Raw genomic sequence first — 19,255 nt, 5'->3', positions numbered from 1 at the left:
ATCAGGATACTACAGACGGATGGAACAGCCGTTTTTGCTAACGGAGGGGAAGTAAGACCAAAGATTGGACGCAAGTCCGTTCTGAGGCATTCCTCTGTGATGTTAGAAGCCCACACTATAATCGTTTCGATTTAGTGTGGGTAGTTCACTATATTTCTTCCATAAGTCTGGTGGTGCAGCCCGGATACCTGCGATCGATTTTGGTGCGTGAGGAACTATTGCCGCTGGAACTTCGTCTGCTGCACTATCGACTTTCTCAAGTTTCTAGAGGTACAAACCAAACCTCGAAAATCCTGCTGACATCAGCCGAATCAGGCATCCCTCATGGGGGGTGAAAACCTGTATCTCCGGTGCAAGCACTAGAATGCCGGGAAAAAACCGAGGCGGAGGTGGTCGATCGCTTTTTTGCCGGAGTTGCGCGCTCGCGATCGTATTCTGCTATTGTTGAAGCTTTGCATCACATTCTCGACAGCTTTGGTAAAACGGCAATTGTTGGCGTCAAACCGCTGTATAATTGTGAAACATTTTGAATCCTATAATTTACTTGCTACTTGTGGAGCCGCCGCCCCTATGCCATCAACAGTCAGTACAGAATCAACAGCGGTTCAATTTAACCAACAGGGAGAAATATACTTATCCCAAGGAAAAATAGAAGAAGCCATCGCCTCCTGCGAGCAAGCTTTGAAGATTCACCCCAATTTTGCACCAGCTTACAAGACTTTGGGCAACGCGCTGCAAGCTCAAGGCAGGATGGAAGAGGCACGGCACTGGTACGCTAAAGCGATTGAAATAGAACCGAATTTTGCGGAAGTATACGCGAATTTGGGCAGCATTTGCGCGCAGCAGCAAAAATGGCAGGAGGCGATCGGATTTTATCAAAAGGCGATCGCGATTAAGCCGAATTTCGCGGGAGTGTACCGGAATTTAGCAAAAGTATTTGGACAAATTAGCAAACCGGAAGAAGCGCAGCAGTGCTGGTATCAAGCATTTAGTTTGGAACCGGAAAAAGTAGCGCCGGGGGAACACTTGAATATGGGCGACGCTTTTTTTCGGCAGGAAAAATTCCCGGAAGCGATCGCCTGTTACGATCGCGCCATAAAATTAAATCCTAATGTGGCGACAGCTTACCAAAATTTGGGCGAAGCGCTCAAAAAACAAGGCAAGTTAGAGGAAGCGACAGCATATTATCGCAAAGCTATTGAACTGAACGCAGCTAATGCGAGAAACGGCAGCGAGGGACAGGAAACTTTGGCGGGTGCAAATGGAACAAACGGTGCAGTTAAGCAACAGCCTTCTGTAACCGCAGTCAAGCCACCAGTCCAGCAGGCAGTGCAGCAGGCAGTTAAGCCGCCAGTTCAGCAGGCAGTTAATTCTACAATTAATATAGAAGATCCAGAAGCATACAAAATATTGGCAGAAGGCTATTTTGCTCAGGGCAAATTGGAACAGGCGATCGCAGCTTGCAAAAAGGCACTGCAAATTAAGCCGGAAGCGCCGCTTTACAAAATGCTGGGCAACGCGCTGCAAGCTGGCGGCAAAATTGATGAAGCTAAAAGTTGCTATGTCAAAGCAATAGAAATTAACCCGAATTTTGCCGAAGCTTACGCTAATTACGGCAGCATTTGCGCGCAGCAGGAACAGTGGCAGCAAGCGGTTTCTGCTTACGAAAAGGCGATCGCGCTGAAACCGGATTTTGCCGGTGCTTTCCGCAATTTTGCGAAACTTTTGACGCAGTTAGGCAAGTCGGAGGAGGCGGCTGAGGCTTGGTATCGAGCATTTGCGATAGACCCCAAATCCGGCACGGCTGAGGAACACGAGAATTTAGCCAAAACTTTGATCGAGCAAGGTAAGGTAGATAAGGGAATTGAGTGTTACCGGCGGGTGGTTGAGTTGAACCCAAATGCTGGCGCAGCTTATCACGAATTAGGCGAAATTCTTAAGGGGCAAGAACAGTGGGAAGCGGCGGTAGATGCTTACAGCAACGCTATTAGAAACAATCCCGATCTTTCTTGGTCGCACAACAATTTAGCTGAGTCGCTGGTTAAGTTGGAACGGTGGGAGGAAGCTGTAAATGCTTACCGCAAGGCGATCGAATTAAATCCAGATTTTAGCTGGTCTCACAACAATTTAGCCGATGTGTTGCTGAAGCTGGAACGGTGGGAAGAAGCTGTAGAGTCTTACCGGAAAGCAACAGAATTAAATCCAGATTTCAGTTGGGCGCACAACTATTTAGCAGACGCGCTGATTAAGCTGGGAAGGTGGGATGAGGCAATTTCGGCTTACCAAAGGTCGATCGAACTCAATCCTGACCATTTTTGGGCGCACAACAATTTAGCAGAAGCGCTGGTGAATTTGGAACGTTGGGATGAGGCAGTTGTTGCCTACCGGCGTGCTAACGAAGTTAATCCGAATTTCTTCTGGTCGCAGAGCAAATTGGGCGACGCGCTGCTAGAACTGGAAAGGTGGGATGAGGCGATCGATGTTTACCGACGCGCGGCCGAGTTAAATCCTGATTTTCCGTGGACTTATTACAACATGGGAACGGCTTTTGAGAACCTGGAACGGTGGGATGAGTCGATCGCCGCTTACCGCCGCGCTGCGGAAATTCAGGCGGATTTGCCGTGGCTTTCGCAAAAGTTGGCTGATGCTTTGAGGATGCGATCGCAGTGGGATTTGCGGGATGCGATGGGTTTGTACAGAAAGGCGATTCAGGATAATCGTGATGACGTGCAGTTGTATCACAAGGCGCTGGAGATTGCGCCGAATGATGCTGACCTTTATGTTGAGTTGGCTAATGCTTTGGGAAGGAAGGGTTGGGCTGATGGGGCGATCGTCTTTTATCAAATGGCTTTGCAAGTAAATCCCGAATGCGGGGAGGCGCAATTGCAGTTGGGGATGCTCTTCGCGCAAAAGAATGATACGGATCGGGCGATCACTTGTTACCGCCGCGCTATTGAAGTTCAACCAAATCAGTACAAACCTTACCAATTGTTAGGGGATGCTTTGGGTGCAAAGGGTCAGCGGGAAGAAGCGATGAACTGTTACCGCCGCGCGATCGAGTTAAAACCTGACGATCCGTATATCCACAACAATTTAGCGGATATGCTGCGACATCAAGGAGATTTGGACGGGGCGATCGCTTGTTATCGCCGCGCCATAGAACTTAAGCCTGATTTCTCTTGGTTCCACTATAATTTGGGTGAAGTTTTGACTAAGAAAGGGCAAATTGATGAAGCGAGTTCTTGTTACCGTCACGCCTTAGAGTTAGAACCCAAGATTTTCTAATTTTCCGTGCAATTGAGCCTGTATTTTGTAATTTAATACAGGCTAATAGAACCTACTTGCCTTAAAATAATATGAACGAGATTAGAGGAACTACCATGAACCCTGAAGCAACTAAACGCTTGGAAGAATCCATCCAAAAGACTTTATCGACTCATGCGAAAAACGACAAAAGTTATCTCTGGATGGCCTATTGGGTAATCTTTGAGCGCGAAGCTGATCCTGATGGATTAGAACTTTGGTTAAATGAACTAAAGTTAGGTTTGAGCCGAGCCACGGTTATAAAAAAGATGTTTGAGTCCCATGAATTTCAGCAGCGCCTTCCAGAGGAAGAGAGGGGCAGCAAATTAATGACAAGCTTCACAATGCCCAATAGGGAAATGGTGAAAGAATTTATTCCACCTGCTGATGATTTTCCTGCAATTCCCCTGAGCATAGATGAGTTGAAAGAACAAGTAGCAAGTAAACATTGGTTTCATCAGATCGATCTGGGGAACGGAATAATCACACCTGGACAGGATGAGAGCGCGGAGAAGCTACTTAGGATAAAAATGCCTGAAAAGCTAGATGGAAGGACTGTGCTTGACATAGGTACTTGGAATGGTTTTTTCTCATTTGAAGCAGAACGTCGCGGTGCTAGTCGCGTTCTCGCAACGGATTCGTATGCGTGGCATACCTTCGATGGGAAATCTGGATTCGATCTAGCACGGAGAGCTCTCAATTCAAAAGTACAAGCTCTGGAAATAGATATACTCGATCTTTCTCCCGATAAAATTGGGACTTTTGACTTAGTTCTGTGCCTGGGCGTACTTTACCATATGCGTCACCCGCTACTCTCTTTAGAGAAAGTTTTTAGCGTCACTGGAAATCAACTGATATTGGAAACAACGGTTGAACTCTTTTCAGAAGACAGACCGGCTATGGTGTTTTATCCCGGTACAGAATTTGCTAACGATCCAACCAATTGGTGCGGCGCCAATCCAGCAGCCGTGATAGCCATGCTGAAAGTTGCCGGATTTAGCAAAGTCGAATTAGTGAGCTTAGTAGATTTCCCTATTCCGCAAACAGGACGAGCAACTTTTCATGCTTGGAGATAATTTCACTTTGTGAGTCTTTATTTCCATTAAAATACGTTCATCGATATCAAAGGAACCACCATGAACCCCGAAGCAACAAAGCCTCTAGAAGCAGCAATTCAAAAAACTTTATCCACTCATGCTAAAAGCGACAAAAGTTATCTGTTGATGGCATATTGGGTAATCTTTCAGCGCGAAGCCGATCCTGATGGGATGGAAGGTTGGTTAAACGAACTTAATACAGGTGCGTCTCGATCTACTGTTATAAAAAAAATGGTTGAGGGGCATGAATTTCAACAAAAGCTGATAGGTGAAGAAGGTGGCAATCATAGCTTTACCGAAGAAAATATCAACTCTATCTTGGGTACTAAACTTCATAGTGCTCGCATGAAAATGATGAGAACACTGCTACCGCCTGCTAAGGCGATCTTAGATTTGGGAGGTTATTCTGCATCAGATCAAAGAGGAGCTCTATTACAGCTCGGCTATCCTCATCTTCCAGAAAATATATATATTAGAGATTTGCCTCCCGATAAAATGATGTTTCCTGGGCAAGAATGGCCAATAAAAGTTAAATACCAAAATTGCAATATTGAATATGTTTATGGAAGTATGACAGACTTAAGCTGCTTTCAAGAAAGTAGTTTTGACTTGGTTTGGTCGGGAGAGTCAATCGAACACATCACCACAGAAGACGCAGAACAACTATTGGATCAAGTTTATAAATTGTTAAAGTCTGGTGGTAAGTTTGCTCTTGATACCCCTAACAGGAAAGCTACAAAGCTACAGTTTCCCAATAATTATATTCATCCCGAGCACAAGCTAGAATACTATTTCGATGATTTGTGCAAGCTCTTATAGAAGCACAATTTCAAAATAGTGGATACAAAGGGTATTATCAATCTATCAAAATCGATTGAAACATCAAACAAGGAAACTCTAAACCATGAATTTCTTCACAGCCAACTGTTAAACGATGATCCCGATCGATCTTATTGTTTTTACATTTGCTGTATGCGAGCGGAAGATTTGTAGGCTCATTTATTAGAAGACGAACAATGCTTCATCGAAATTATTCATCTATCTCTTCCCTTCCTCTGTATCAAGAGTGTTCTCTGCGGTTTAATCATTCCGATGCAACCGGAATTGATATAATTGGCTAGTAATTCAAAAAACTCACGCTACACTTTCCGAGACTGGTAGAAAATTATACTAGACGAGTTGATTTTTGAATCACAAAGGTGTTCGACCTTTCTTTTGGCCTGAATCCAATCCAATTATCTTCCAAAACTTCAACAATATTTCCACCTTCTTTTCTGACAATTTAGACAATACTGTATAAATTGACAAACTATGCCTATAAATTTGAGACAATAGTTATATTTCTGTGCCTCGCAATTAAAAAATTGTTTCTTTACTAAGTTCCAGCGTGTCGAGCGGGAAATTTAACTTGATTTAATGCCATTTGCGCTTGCTGTGCGGTTTGTTTCCATGCTTCGGCTTGGGATTCATACCAGTGTTTATCTTCGATCGTTCTAGCTATATATTCAAGGCGATTTCTGATTTTTTTTCCCACAGTTTGAGGACTCAGAGAAGACCTAATTTCCCTAGCCGCGCGCGCTCCTACTTGCTGCGCTTCTCGCTGATTGTCAAAGACATACTGCATTAAGGAAGCAGCGCGATCGACATCCGGTTCGGCCCAGATACTGCCTTTTGGGTAAAGACCGTAAGGTTCATCAGTTGTAACCAAGTCATAGTTTACCAGAAAACTATTGCCGACATTCATAAATTCAATATTAGCTGAATAAGCAGTAGCGATAACTGGTTTGCCACAGTACATCGCATCAGCCATTGTCAGACCAAAACCTTCGGCACGGTGCAGCGAGACATAACAGTCGCAATTATAGATTAAACTATTCACCTCTTCTTTAGTTAAATGACCCTCTATAAATTGAATGGACGGCCAGTCCTCTGCGGCAGCTAAAAGTTGCTCTCGGTGGATCTGCAATAAGGGATGCGAGCGAAACTTCATGACCAGGCAAACATCTTGATTTGAGCTTTCAAAAGCTTGTTTAAAAGCCTCAATAACAGCCAGTGGATTTTTCCGTTCAAAGCCGCTGCCAATGTCGAACATGAACAGAAAAATAAATTTATTTTTGGGCAAATCCAATGCTTCTCGATCGAGCGAATTTGGAGGCAGATAAATGCTGTGAGGCACTTTGATTACAGGAATCGGCGATACCGCTGAAATAGCTTCAGCAGTATAGCTGCTGGGAGTCCACACCTCATCAAACACATCAAAAGCTCCCAGCCAAAAATCCGGAAATGTTAACAGTTCCCATGCCCAATATCCAATATTATATCGCTCTTTAAAATACCCTGAGTTAATTGTATTCAGAATAGATTCGTGAGGGTTAGTATGGATGTAGTTGACGGGATAAGGATTGTTATCAGAAAAATTCGTGTAGGTAGAATCAAAATTCGGCTGCGAATCTTCTTTCAAATCTTTAATCACACAAGGAATGTCAGCAGCTTCTATTGCTCTGAGCGCACCCCTCACCCCTTCCCCAAGTCCAAACTCGCCTGTTACGTGACCTAGAACGTTGACTCCGAAAGCTGAATTTAGGTTGTTTAACATAAATAATATTATCCGAGTGATAATTGTGCAATTTGAGTTTGCTGCCACTGACTCGATCACGCATTCGCAGCTTACCTGCAAGGAACAGAAGGATTTTGGCATTGCTTTAGTTCCGTTTGAACTTGCAGCGCTGTCTGCTTCCACGCTTGAGCTTGGGATTGAGACCAGCTTACCTCTCTCTGAAGTTGTCTGATTTTGGTTGATCTGGTCGAATAATTAAGCTTGTTTGCTATGTATTCGACGCGACTTTTAATCTTGCTACCGATCGCTTGGGGACTCAGCAACGACTTCATCTCCTGCGATGCCCTCGCTCCTACTTTCTGAGCTTCTTGACGGTTGTAAAAAACATACTGCATTAAAGATGCTGCATGATCGGTGTCTGGATCTGCCCAGAAATTTCCTCGGAAATAAGGGCCATAATCTTCAGTCAGCGTCACGAGGTCATATTTTACCAGAAAACTATTGCCCACATTCATAAATTCCATATTAGATGAGTAGGCAGTAGCAATTACTGGCTTACCGTAATACATCGCTTCCGCCATTGTCAGACCGAAACCTTCGGCCCGATGCAGCGATACGTAGCAGTCACAATTAGCAATTAAGGCGTGCAGTTCTTCTTTCTGCAAATGCCCGTCTATAAAGTGAATAGGCCAACCCTCAGCCAGGGCTTTAAGTTGCTCTCGCTTTTCGGGAAAATAGCTGGCATTAGAAAACTTGAGAACGAGTAAAACATCTTCATTAGATTGGCTAAAAGCTCGTTTAAAAGCCTCAACCGCAGCCAAGGGATTTTTGCGAGCAATCGTGCTGTGAAAGTCGAACATGAACAGAAAAATAAATTTATTTTTTGGTAATTTTAATGCTTCTCTGCTTAGTGACGGCTGTGGAAGGTCGAGACTGGACATAACTTTAATCACTGGAATCGGCGATACGGCTGCGATCGCTTCAGCACAGTAATTGCTGTAAGTCCATATCTCGTCAAAGAAAGAAAAGCCGTACAGCCAGGCAGGGGGAAGTATTGGCAGTTCCCAAGCCCAGAATCCAATATTGTAACAATTCTGAAAATATTCGGAACTAATTCTATTCAACAATCCAGCTTCAGGAACAGTATGGACGAGGTTAATTCGATATGGTTTCTCTTCCGAAAAATTTGTGTAGGTAGCATCTAAATTCCGGTGCCAATCTACTTTCAAATCCCTAAGTGCGAAGGGAATGTCAGCGGCTTCGATCGCTCTCAGAGTTGCTCTACCACCTTCACCAAGTCCGTATTCACCACTGATGTGTCCGATAAAATTGATACCTAGATCGGAATTGGGAGTGCTATTTAACATCACCTATCGTATTCTCCTTACTTGTAAGTATGCTAGAGTACATTACCGTTGAAACTGCAAATGTTTTAGTTCTGTTTGCATTTGTAGTGCTGTTTGCTTCCAAGCTTGAGTCTGGGATGCCAGCCAGTCTCTTTCTGCCTGAAGACTGAGGTACTGGCTTGACAAATGCGAAGCATCGCTCGTATTCAGAATAAATTCCAAGCGACTTCTAATCTTTTTGCCGACAGTTCGTGGACTTAGTAAAGATTTAATTTCTTTGGCGGCTTGACTTCCGACTTGCTGCGCTTCCTCATAGTTTTGAAAGACATATTTCATGAGGGATGCAGCATGGTCACTATTCGGTTGGGCCCAGACACTACCTTTGGGGTAAGCCCCACAATCTTCCGTTGTTGTCACCAGCTCGTATTTTACAGGATAACTATTGCCAACATTCATAAATTCCATATTAGACGAATAGGCTGTGGCAATAACGGGCTTGCCGTAGTACATTGCTTCCGACATTGTTAAACCGAAGCCCTCAGCCCTATGCAGAGACACATAACAGTCACAACTATTAACCAGGCCGTGAATCTCTTCTTTTTTCAAATGCCCGTCTATAAACTTAATCGATGGCCAACCTTCTGTCAATTCTTTTAGTTGCTCTCTTTTTTCGGGAAAATAATGTGAATTAGCAAACTTGAGGACAAGCAAGACATCCTCATTAGCTTGACCAAAAGCTTGTTTAAACGCCTCAATAGTGGCAAATGGATTTTTGCGTTCAAAGGAGCTGCCGAAGTCAAACACAAACAGAAAAATAAACTTGTCTTCGGGCAATTTGAGCTCGGTTCGCGTCAGTGAAGGTTGGGGGAAAGCAAGACTAACGGGAATTTTGATAACGGGAACTCGCGAGACTGCTGCAAAAGCTTCGGCACAGAAGTTGCTGGTAGTCCAAATTTCATCAAATAAATCAAATGCCCACTGCCACTCATCGGGAAATGCTGGTAGTTCCCACAACCAGACGCCTATATTGTATTTCCCTTTGAAATATTCCGAACCAATCCCGGGAAAGTATCCTGCTAAAATCTGCTCTACCCAATTGGGGTTGGTTTGGATAATGTTGATTGGGTATGGGTTGTCTTCGGAAAAATCTGTGTAGGTAGAATCTGAGTTGGGTTGCCCGCCTACCTTTAAATCTGTGACAGCAACAGGAATGCTAGCTGCTTCCATAGCTCTGAGAGTGCCTCTAGCTGCTTCGGCCAACCCAAAATCGCCAGTTATATGACCGGCTAAATTTACGCCCAAAGAATTATTTAGTTGATGATTTAACATTCGTCTTGGTTTTTGCTGAGTTTGTAATCATAGCTTGCTTGCAATCTCTTACTAATGGATGGTCAGCGCAGTTTTGCCATTAATGCTGCGACGCATCAATTCTTTCCATTCTGCTGAGTTAACTAAGGTATTGGTATCGAGGATATCTCCTTTTTCCGACGAAAACCTAGTAAAAGTTTCTAACCAGTTCAAAACTGTTTCTGTTGTTGAAAAAGGCGTGCACTTCAAGGATTCTTTAAGAAAGTTAGCCATCCCCTTCATATCACCTTTGCAATAAGCGTACCACCCCTCCCACAATAAGTCTTTGTACTGCATCTGACTTTTGACCTCAGTTTCTCTAACCCTAGCTTGCGAAAACTTTAATCTTTCCAATTCACTCTGAGTCTGATGGAGTTGTAACTGGCATTGTTTCAATTCACTCTGAGTCTGATGGAGTTGTAACTGGCGTTGTAACTGGGATTGTTCCAATTGACTCTGAGTCCGATGGAGTTGTAACTGGGATTGTTCCAATTCACTCTGAGTCCGATGGAGTTGTAACTGGGATTGTTCCAATTCACTCTGAGTTTGATGCTGGAGTGCTTGGGATTGTTCCAATTCACTCAGAGTGAATTGGAGTTGTAACTGGGATTGTTCCAATTCATTCTGAGTTTGATGCTGGATTGCTTGGGATTGTTCCAATTCAATCTGAGTCTGATGGAGTTGTAACTCGGATTGTTCCAATTCACTCTGAGTCTGATGGAGTTGTAGCTGGGATTGTTCCAATTCACTCTGAGTCTGGTGCTGGAGTGCTTGGGATTGTTCCAATTCACTCTGAGTCTGATGGAGTTGTAGCTGGGATTGTTCCAATTCACTCTGAGTCTGGTGCTGGATTGCTTGGGATTGTTCTAATTCACTCTGAGTCTGATGGAGTTGTAACTCGGATTGTTCCAATTGACACTGAGTCTGATGGAGTTGTAACTGGGATTGTTCCAATTGACTCTGAGTCTGGTGCTGGAGTGCTTGGGATTGTTCCAATTCGCTCTGAGTCTGGTGCTGGATTGCTTGGGATTGTTCCAATTCGCTCTGAGTCTGGTGCTGGATTGCTTGGGATTGTTCCAATTGACTCTGAGTCTGATGGAGTTGTAACTGGGATTGTTCCAATTGACTCTGAGTCTGATGGAGTTGTAACTGGGATTGTTCTAATTCACTCTGAGTCTGGTGCTGGAGTGCTTGGGATTGTTCCAATTCCCTCTGACTCAGTTGCAAGTGCAACTGAAATTCTGCCAATTCACTTTGAGTTTGCTGTAGCAGAGCCTTGTTTTGCTCAAATTCTGTCCGCGTCTCATAGGGCATATTGTATAAAAGAGGACTCGGCTCGACATTTAATTTCAAGTGAAAGTCACTTGAAAGCTTGGAAAGCTCGATAACTGCGATCGCATTTGCTTGAGAAAAAGGCGACCCGTATTCCACATAACTCAGTTCAAGAGCATCTAACTCTTCCCAAAGCACGTTAAAACTACTGCCATTTGTTTCTCGGTCTATTAGCTTTAAGCAATTAACTGAGACAGCCTCTTTAGGAATTCCATATTTTTTACCTAAAAGATACAAATACTCTTTACTAAACTGAATATACCATTCCCCATCTATAAGTTTTCCAAAAGGAACGGTAATCAAAGCTTTGCCATCAGGAGCAAGTATGTCGTATATTTTAGCAATTGCTTTTAAGGGACCTTCAAGATCGCGGTTTTCTTCCTGCTCTCCATATCCACCAGAAGGATCTCCTTTTTGTCCAATGTGTTCGACTGTCGAAAGTGAGACTATCGCGTCGTACTTTTGGGCAGACGGCAGGTTCATTAAGTCTTCATTATCTACCCCTACTTCTACTTCAAATTTATCGACAATTCGTCTTGATGTTATACCAAGCGTTTCACTCAAATGATTTTCATAATGAGAGAGTACATTTCCCACTTCAAGTATGCTTGCTGGTTTTTTGAGATCTGCCAAAAAGTTAAAGGCAATAGGTATTTCTACAGCTCTTTCGGTAGGATTGTTAAATCTTATACGATTGTAATAAAACTCTTTTTGAGTGAAAAAAAACGTTCTTTTCCATTCGTGCATTGGCGCTTCTCCTGTCTTTCGTATATATTAAATTTAGTCTTCTTTGAGAGTTTTGTGAATAGAGGCCATTGATACTGATACCGATGCCATGCGACTAATCTACCAGTCAACCCAATTTTCCCATAAATGCTCCCCAAGCGCAGCTTAATATTACAGCAATTTCCGTTAGTCTATTAAGACTGGCGTTGATCGCTATATGTTCCTGCCGGTTTAATCTGGCATCAAGCACTGTCGCCAGAATTTCTGACAACCCATGATGACTTTCACCTGTTGCACTTACCCAGCCATCAGGCTGTTCGTGCTGCAACATCAAGTACATCGCCTCTCAAGAGTCCGAGATTCAACCACAGTTTACACTAAGGTTAGGTCATTAAGGTTACATCTTGTCAAAGGTACACGACTTAGTGTAACCTGAAGTAGTTCATCAGCTTAGCACCATTGACAGTAACTCAAGATGGAAGCCAAAAAAAATGCCGTTGATTATTTGGACGAGGGCGCTCGACTTGTAGAGTTAGGGAGTCTGGAGGAGGCGATCGCAGCTTTCCGCCGTGCCATTGAGTTAAATCCTGACCTCTCCTGGTCTCACCACAATTTAGGGGAAGCTCTCGCAAAACTCGGTCAATTCGAGGAAGCGATCGCAGCTTATCGGCACGCGATAGAACTCAACCCGGATTTTTCTTGGTCTTATCATCACTTGGGGGATGCTTTAGAGCGACAGGAACAGTGGCAGGAAGCGGTTGTTGCTTTCTGCAGAGCCATTGAACTCAATGCCGAACATTTCGGGACTTACTGTGGGTTAGGGCATAGTTTAGCAAAACTGGGTCAGCTAGATGAGGCGATCGCGGCTTATCGCCGTGCCAGCGAGCTTAACCCAGAGACCGATTGGATTCAGTATAAGCTGGGGGAATTGCTGCAACAGCGAACTCAGTTGGATTTGGAAGGGGCGATCTCTTCTTATCGCGGCGCCCTACAGCTAAATCCAAATGACTTGGAAGCTTGTCGCAATCTCCTAGAGATTCAACCTCATAACAGCGATAACTTAGAAGAGAGTCAAGCTTTCCGAATTAATCCCCAACAGTTAAAATTAATTTCAGGACAGCTTCTTCAAACCGGCGGTAGCTGGCAGTTAGTCAGTAGAGAAGGAAACCAGGGGCAAGTGTCTTATGGTCCTTATATTACTTTACCCGATGGCTTATATCGAGTTATAATTGACTGTGAATTCCCCGCTCTAACTTCAGAACAAAAACGAGAAAATTCTGAAATTATTGGATTCAAACTTGATGTAGCGATGGATCAAAGCTTGGTGGTGTATCAGGAAAATATTTATACCCACCAGCAGAAACAAGAGTTTTTTATAGACCTGGTAAATGTTAAAGATTTAGAAGTTCGCTTTTGGGCGATGGGTCAATTATTTGCTGTGAATTTCATAGAATTTACCTTGGTTTATCACCCAGGGGAAGATGCCAAGGCGATTGACTATTATTTGAAAGTAGGAAATAATTGTAAAAATAATAATATGGTCAGGGCAATATATTCCTTCCAGCAGGCTTTCAAAATCAAAAAAGCAAGTGTTACAGCCTCAAGCAACAAAGAAAACATTGAAATTTATCCGCAACCTGTGGTAAGGAAACCACGTATATATGACTGTTTTCCTTTTTTTAATGAAATAGATATCTTAAAAATTAGAATAGAGGAATTAAAGGATGTAGTAGATAAATTTATTTTGGTTGAAGCGACGAAAACTCATAGTGGACAACTAAAGCCTTTATACTTTAAAGAGTTTATCCATGAGTTTGCTGAGTATCAAGATCAAATTATCCACTACATTGTGGATGATATGCCAGAAGTCCAAAACAATAATCGATGGCCTCTTGAAAATTATCAAAGGGACTGCATTGGTTTGGCTTTGATAGAACTTGAATGTCAAGACGAAGATATTATTTTAGTGAGTGATGCTGATGAGATACCGAGAAAAGACAAAATTAATGAGGCAATACAATTGCTCTCAAATAACGATTTTGTAATTTTCACCCATGATTTATATGCCCACAACTTAGATAATTTACAAAGCGAGTGGTGGTGTGGAACACTCGCTTGTAAATATAAAAATTTAAAGCAAAGAACTGCTACCCAAGTCAGACGTTCAGATGCCGGGAATTTTGCCAGCGACAGCAAAGCTGGGTACATTAATGAGTCTCGCAATTTTGGACACCCCTACATAGCTAAAGGTGGTTGGTCATTTACCTGGTTTGGAACTCCCCTATCAAATAGCTACAAAATACAAAGTTTTGCTCATGCCGAAGTAGACGATTCGGATGCAAGGGGAGTAGAAAAACTGAAGTATGATATTTGTAGACCGACTTTAGAGTTTGAAGCTTCAGGAGAGTATTACTTTGACCTAGCCGACATAGAAGGAAAGGATGTACCAGAATACTTGAAGAAAAATATCCACAGATACAGGCATTTTCTTAAGGCGAAACCTACTAACCTGACGCAGGCTTATGCTGTGCTTGAACAAAAACAGACCAAGCTACAGCAAGTTATAGATAACTACAATCAAATGTGGGAAAAAATTGTCAATCACGGAGACGCGGTATCGGTAATTAATGACTGGCGACGGTTATCTGATCTGGGAGAGGAGTCTCCCCATGATTTTTTTTTAAGTAGCTTAAAAGGAATCTGTTCTTGGTGCATTACTCCCGATCAGTTAACTCTGATTTCCGGTCAACTAATAGATGGGTCTCAAGGTAAGCAGCTAGTCAGTAATGCGGGGAATCAGGGACAGGTTTCCTATGGTCCGTACATTAGTGTGCCGGACGGAGTGTATCGAGTTAAAATTGAATTGGATCGTGAGTATTCCCAATCAAGTTTAAATTCAGTTGAAAACAGTCAAGCTCTCTGGTTCAAGTTTGATGTGGCTATAGAGCGAAGTTTGGTTATTTATGAATCAAGTATTTACTGCGGTCAAAAAGATCATGAACTTTTCATCGATTTTGTAAATGCTATAGATTTAGAAATTCGTTTTTGGTCGGTTGGTGCAGCATTTGCTGTGAATTCCATAGAGATGACTTTAATATATCAGCCTCGTAACGATGCGACCGCCACTGAATACTATTTCAATTTAGGGAAGAGCCTGCAAATAAAAGGCCAACAGCAACAGGCATTGGCTGCCTACCGCAGGGCGGCGGAACTGAACCCCCACAATTATTTAGCAAAGGCGATAGCATCTTCGAAACAACCAGAAGCTTACACGGAGTTAATCAGCAGCTTAATAAAACAGGGTTTATTGGAACAGGTAATTTCCTGCTACGACCAATTGTTCGAGAATGATTGGAACTTAGCCACTAAAGCTCACCATAATTTAGCCATAGTCCTAGCTAAAGAAGGGATGATGAATGAGGCTATAACAGTTTTCAGTAAATCTTCTAAAAAAACCTTCAATGAAAGTCTTATTTACGAAAATATATGGTTGGGATTGAACAAAATGCGTTTGCTTGATGAGGATAATCCTGATTACCCAACTGAAATTGACCGGGAAGATACATATAAATACTTTAGTCAGACCAGCCAATATAAAGCTCTTAATATCTCTGCTTTAAGTGATGAAGAGCGAAACTTTATGGAAAAAGCCGGTTTTTCCATAGCTAATCTGGAATTAATTGCAAAAGATGATATTGAGCTAGAAGAAATATACATCAACAGTTTTACTTCTAATGAACCTGTTCAACTCTCTCGGAAGGGAGGTAAGGACTTACGAGGTAACGATAGTATATATGACATTAAAAAAGGCAGATATTTTCAGCAAAGCATAGTCGAAACAGGGTACATTTATTCAGTTTGTCCTTCCACGGGAGAGGTGTTGAGAACAAATCAATCATTTGTTTATCACTACCCTCATCCAGGTACTTGGACTGGAGTTCATCCCATATATATTTATCGATTTGTGGGTGTCGAAGTATTTTATTTAGTATGTGCTACTCCTGTATTGGGAGATAAAAGTTTTATTTACTTTCCCAATCGCGAGTTAATTATTACTTTTGTTTCAGGACATGATTGTTATGCAAAAGAAGATCAAATAATTAACGCGCTCAAGGCTAACTTTGTTAGTCATTGGCAGTTAGTTAACTCCTACTTATCAACCGATATAAGAAAAGAGGTAGCTGCCGTTTTAGGTTATATGAACAATCTAGCCCATTTCGTCTGGAATGAGCTATCGGGGATTCAATATTTATATGACAATGAAACCTTAGATAAAATAGATAAGTTCTTAATCGGAAGCTTTGAGTATTTTAATTTAGGCGATACTTATCCAGAAATTCCTATAGATAAGATACTGCATCTGACCAATCCCGATAGTTTGTTTGAAACAATTTTAGCTAATAACTACTTAGCTGTATGGTCAACAGATTTAGTGATCAAAGAAGATTTAAGCAACAGACTCTATAAAGGTGCTATTGCTAAATGTTCTCCAAGTGTTTTGCAAGAAATAGAAGTAGCTAGAAAACATTTCCCCTTCGTCTGGATTGGACTGCGCGGACACTCTAGAGTATGGTTGTCTCAGATAGAAGGCCTAGCAAATATTATCAACAGTTTATCTACCATCTTTCCCGATTTGGCAGTTGTTTTTGATGGTTGGGGTCAAACTGAAAAACCCGATCCTCGTTCTGAGTTGGAGATGAAAAGAGAACAATCAATAGTGGCAGATATAGTAAAAAAAATATCGACTAATGTACCCATTTATAATTTAATAGGAGCGATGAACTGTGAAAGGGCTGTCTGGTCGAGAGTAATAGATTTTTACATATCCGCCTATGGATCTGGCTTAACATTTCCTCTCTGGATTGCCAACAAACCAGGTGTGGTTCATGGGATCATTGACTCTATATTATTAGAGAAAGGAGAGTGGTCTTCACATATCAGAGAAAATGCGGCAGCACCCCTACTAATTCCTAATGATTATCGCGATGATAATGTGAAAATAGGTTTTGCTAATTATGATGTAGATTGGCAAAAAATTAATGCTGCAGTTATCAAAGTAATGAACCAAAAACAGAAACCAATATTTTCCTTATTCAAACAGGAAAATTCCCTGGAAATATTTACGATAAAACCTGAACAATTAACTGTAGTAGGCGGAAACTTAGTTTCTACTGAGAATGGTCAGCAACTAATTAGCTGTAAAGACCATCACGGTTTAGTTTCTTATGGTCCGTATATCAGCTTACCCGATGGATTGTATGGCATCAAGATAGATGTTGAGTTTCCCGAATTAAGCAAAGACCAGCCTAATGTCGGTTTGAGACTTGATGTAGTGATCGACAAGTCAAGCGTGGTTTACGAACAGGATATTGATATTCTCTGTAATAGAGTAGAGTTTTTTCTAGACTTGATTGATGCTGTAGACTTAGAAATTCGTTTCTTTGCCCAAGGTAAAGTTTTTGCTATTAACGGTATAGGACTTGAATTGCTATATAAACCTGATGATACAAATCTGGCAAATTATTATTATTATTATTTTAATTTAGGTATAAAGTTTGAATACCAAGGGAAGTTAGAAGAAGCATTTGCCGCATATAGCAAAGTGGCGTTGCTTAACTCACCATACAAACGAGCGGCGATATCTGCTTGCCAAAACATCTCAAAAGTGCAACCAAATAGCAGAAGATATGCTAACTTAGTCTGGGATATAGCACAGCAAAACTCAATCCCAGATATCTTACAGCAAGTTTCTTGGTGGCAAGTAGGAGATATTTTTGCTCAAAATGCTTTGTGGGAGAGAGCTATTCCAGCGTATCACCGTGCTATTGTGCTTGAACCCGATGTTGCAATTGCTTACGCAAAGCAGGCTGAAACCTTAGCAAAAGAAAATAAACTAGATACACAAACCGCTTGGAAAACCAAGTTTTTTACAGCTTTACTTAAGGAACCAACTTCAGACGATTTTTATGCCTGTCTTGCCCAAGTATTAATTGTTAGATGTAAGTGGCATGAAGCGATATATGCTTACCAGAAATTCCTAGAAGGTGTAGACGATACTGCTACTATAACTGATGAAATATATTTCAACTTGGGGTATGCTTTAGCACAGACTAATCAACTAGACTCTGCTGTTATTTACTACCAAAAAGCACTTCAAATTAACCCTAAAGATGCTAAAACCTACTATCATCTGGGGTTAGCAGTATACCGCCACAATCAATTTGATTTAGCGATAAAATATTACGAGAAAGCACTGCAAATTTCTCTAAAAGATTACCAAGTTTATCTAAGTTTAGCCGATTGCCTTATTCATAATAATAGGCTTGATGAAGCATCAACTTACTTGCAAGAAATAATTAACCAAAGAGATAGCAGAACATATCAAGAGGCTGTAGTAAAATTAGCCGATATTTGGGAAAAACAAGGTCAATCAGAGAAAGCTAATACTTTTGATCAAAAAAAACAGCCGGAAGCTACTCCCGAAGGATTTTATAATACAACGGAGGAGTGGGCAGTGGCTACTAAGTCAACTGAATATAGAGAAATAGAACCTAGCGAAACTCAATATTTTCCTAATGAATATGGATTTATATCTAGTTATTCATTCCCTAAAAGCTTTGTGGCGTTAGTATCAAACGGGCGCTATTGTCAGACCGATCCCATCGGGCATTCATACTACATTTCGCCTGATAATAAATTATTGCTAGATGCTTCTCTTTTACCTCACTACGATATCGCAAGACTTGATTCTCCCCCCATTTATAATGTTGAAGGTACGGTGGCTGTAATATCAGGTTTTAATTGCATGATGTATTATCACTGGTTGGTGGACTTACTCCCCAAATTAGGGTTAATATTCAAGGTCGAAATGCCTTTGAAGAATATAGATAAAGTCTTAATTCCTAAATACTCTGGTTTCCATAAGGAGACACTAGATATTATGGGAATTCCTCCCGAAAAAATATTAGACGCTAGTCAATTTCCCCATATTAAAGCAGATAGATTGATCGTTACTCCTAATGTATGCCACTTACGCCATACCTCCCTTAAATTTTTAAGAGAAAACCTGATGTCACCAGTAGCTAAATTATCATTGGAACAACCAGAAAGAATCTATATTAGTCGGCGATTAGCAAGGGGCAGAAAAATTATTAATGAAAACGAAGTGATAGAATTTTTAGCACGACTAGGTTTTATCACGATAGACGGGGAACTGCTGTCAGTAGAAGAAAAAATATCATTATTTTCTGGTACAAAGGTGGTAGTAGGTATATGTGGTGCTGGATTGACCAACTTAGCCTTTTGTCAGCCTGGAACAAAAGTTATAGAAATATTTACACCTTGTATGGGCCCACCAGCACAACAGCATTATTATTGGGTAAGTTACTATCTTGGTCTTCAATACTACTACCTCAAAACATCGATAGGTTTAGGATCTGCTCACTTGCGTCAACTGATTTACGGATGTGATGATATTGAAGAAGCAATTCTTGATATCAATGCACTGAAAGATTTACTAAAAACTATAGAAGTAACATAAACTTAGT

Annotated in this window: 11 protein-coding genes; 6 read left to right on the top strand and 5 right to left on the bottom strand. The window is 41.6% G+C overall.

The genetic code is table 11. The annotated features are described in order from the left end of the window. The first annotated feature begins 134 nt into the window (after nucleotides 1-134). From QUB10_RS10700 to QUB10_RS10680, 5 genes are all read left to right on the top strand, one after another. Nucleotides 135-335 carry a hypothetical protein gene (locus tag QUB10_RS10700; protein ID WP_333201913.1) on the top strand — a complete coding sequence of 67 codons (201 nt, stop codon included), beginning with the start codon at nucleotides 135-137 and terminating at the stop codon, nucleotides 333-335. Nucleotides 336-350: 15 nt separating this feature from the next. Then, nucleotides 351-530 carry a hypothetical protein gene (locus QUB10_RS10695; RefSeq protein ID WP_333057112.1) on the top strand — a complete coding sequence of 60 codons (180 nt, stop codon included), beginning with the start codon at nucleotides 351-353 and terminating at the stop codon, nucleotides 528-530. Nucleotides 531-570: 40 nt separating this feature from the next. Continuing rightward, a complete protein-coding gene (locus tag QUB10_RS10690) occupies nucleotides 571-3,285 on the top strand; it encodes a tetratricopeptide repeat protein (RefSeq protein ID WP_445300751.1) in 2,715 nt (904 codons plus the stop codon). Nucleotides 3,286-3,380: 95 nt separating this feature from the next. Further along, entirely contained in the window at nucleotides 3,381-4,379 is a 999-nt protein-coding gene (locus QUB10_RS10685) for a DUF1698 domain-containing protein (protein ID WP_333201909.1), read from the top strand. A 60-nt stretch (nucleotides 4,380-4,439) separates the two neighbouring features. Then, entirely contained in the window at nucleotides 4,440-5,219 is a 780-nt protein-coding gene (locus QUB10_RS10680; RefSeq protein ID WP_333201907.1) for a methyltransferase domain-containing protein, read from the top strand. A gap of 556 nt (nucleotides 5,220-5,775) precedes the next feature. On the opposite strand, the gene QUB10_RS10675 is transcribed toward QUB10_RS10680, so the two are convergent. The 5 genes from QUB10_RS10675 to QUB10_RS10655 form a co-directional block, all read right to left on the bottom strand. Continuing rightward, on the bottom strand, nucleotides 5,776-6,996 hold the full coding sequence (locus QUB10_RS10675) for a glycosyltransferase (protein ID WP_333201905.1): 1,221 nt from the start codon (nucleotides 6,994-6,996) through the stop codon (nucleotides 5,776-5,778). Nucleotides 6,997-7,067: 71 nt separating this feature from the next. Next, on the bottom strand, nucleotides 7,068-8,324 hold the full coding sequence (locus tag QUB10_RS10670) for a glycosyltransferase family 4 protein (protein WP_333201917.1): 1,257 nt from the start codon (nucleotides 8,322-8,324) through the stop codon (nucleotides 7,068-7,070). 42 nt (nucleotides 8,325-8,366) lie between these two features. After that, nucleotides 8,367-9,632 carry a glycosyltransferase family 4 protein gene (locus QUB10_RS10665; protein ID WP_333201903.1) on the bottom strand — a complete coding sequence of 422 codons (1,266 nt, stop codon included), beginning with the start codon at nucleotides 9,630-9,632 and terminating at the stop codon, nucleotides 8,367-8,369. A gap of 51 nt (nucleotides 9,633-9,683) precedes the next feature. Beyond that, nucleotides 9,684-11,729: a hypothetical protein gene (locus tag QUB10_RS10660; protein ID WP_333201901.1), complete on the bottom strand. Its 2,046-nt coding sequence runs from the start codon at nucleotides 11,727-11,729 to the stop codon at nucleotides 9,684-9,686. A gap of 106 nt (nucleotides 11,730-11,835) precedes the next feature. Beyond that, nucleotides 11,836-12,039, bottom strand: a complete 204-nt coding sequence (locus QUB10_RS10655; RefSeq protein WP_333201899.1) for a hypothetical protein — start codon at nucleotides 12,037-12,039, stop codon at nucleotides 11,836-11,838. A gap of 144 nt (nucleotides 12,040-12,183) precedes the next feature. Between QUB10_RS10655 and QUB10_RS10650 the strand changes: the two genes are divergently transcribed. After that, on the top strand, nucleotides 12,184-19,248 hold the full coding sequence (locus tag QUB10_RS10650; protein WP_333201897.1) for a tetratricopeptide repeat protein: 7,065 nt from the start codon (nucleotides 12,184-12,186) through the stop codon (nucleotides 19,246-19,248). Nucleotides 19,249-19,255: the final 7 nt, after the last annotated feature.

Origin of the sequence: Microcoleus sp. B5-D4 (genome assembly GCF_036705145.1) — a bacterium.
GTDB lineage: Bacteria > Cyanobacteriota > Cyanobacteriia > Cyanobacteriales > Microcoleaceae > Microcoleus.
This window is presented reverse-complemented; position numbering and strand designations above follow the sequence as displayed.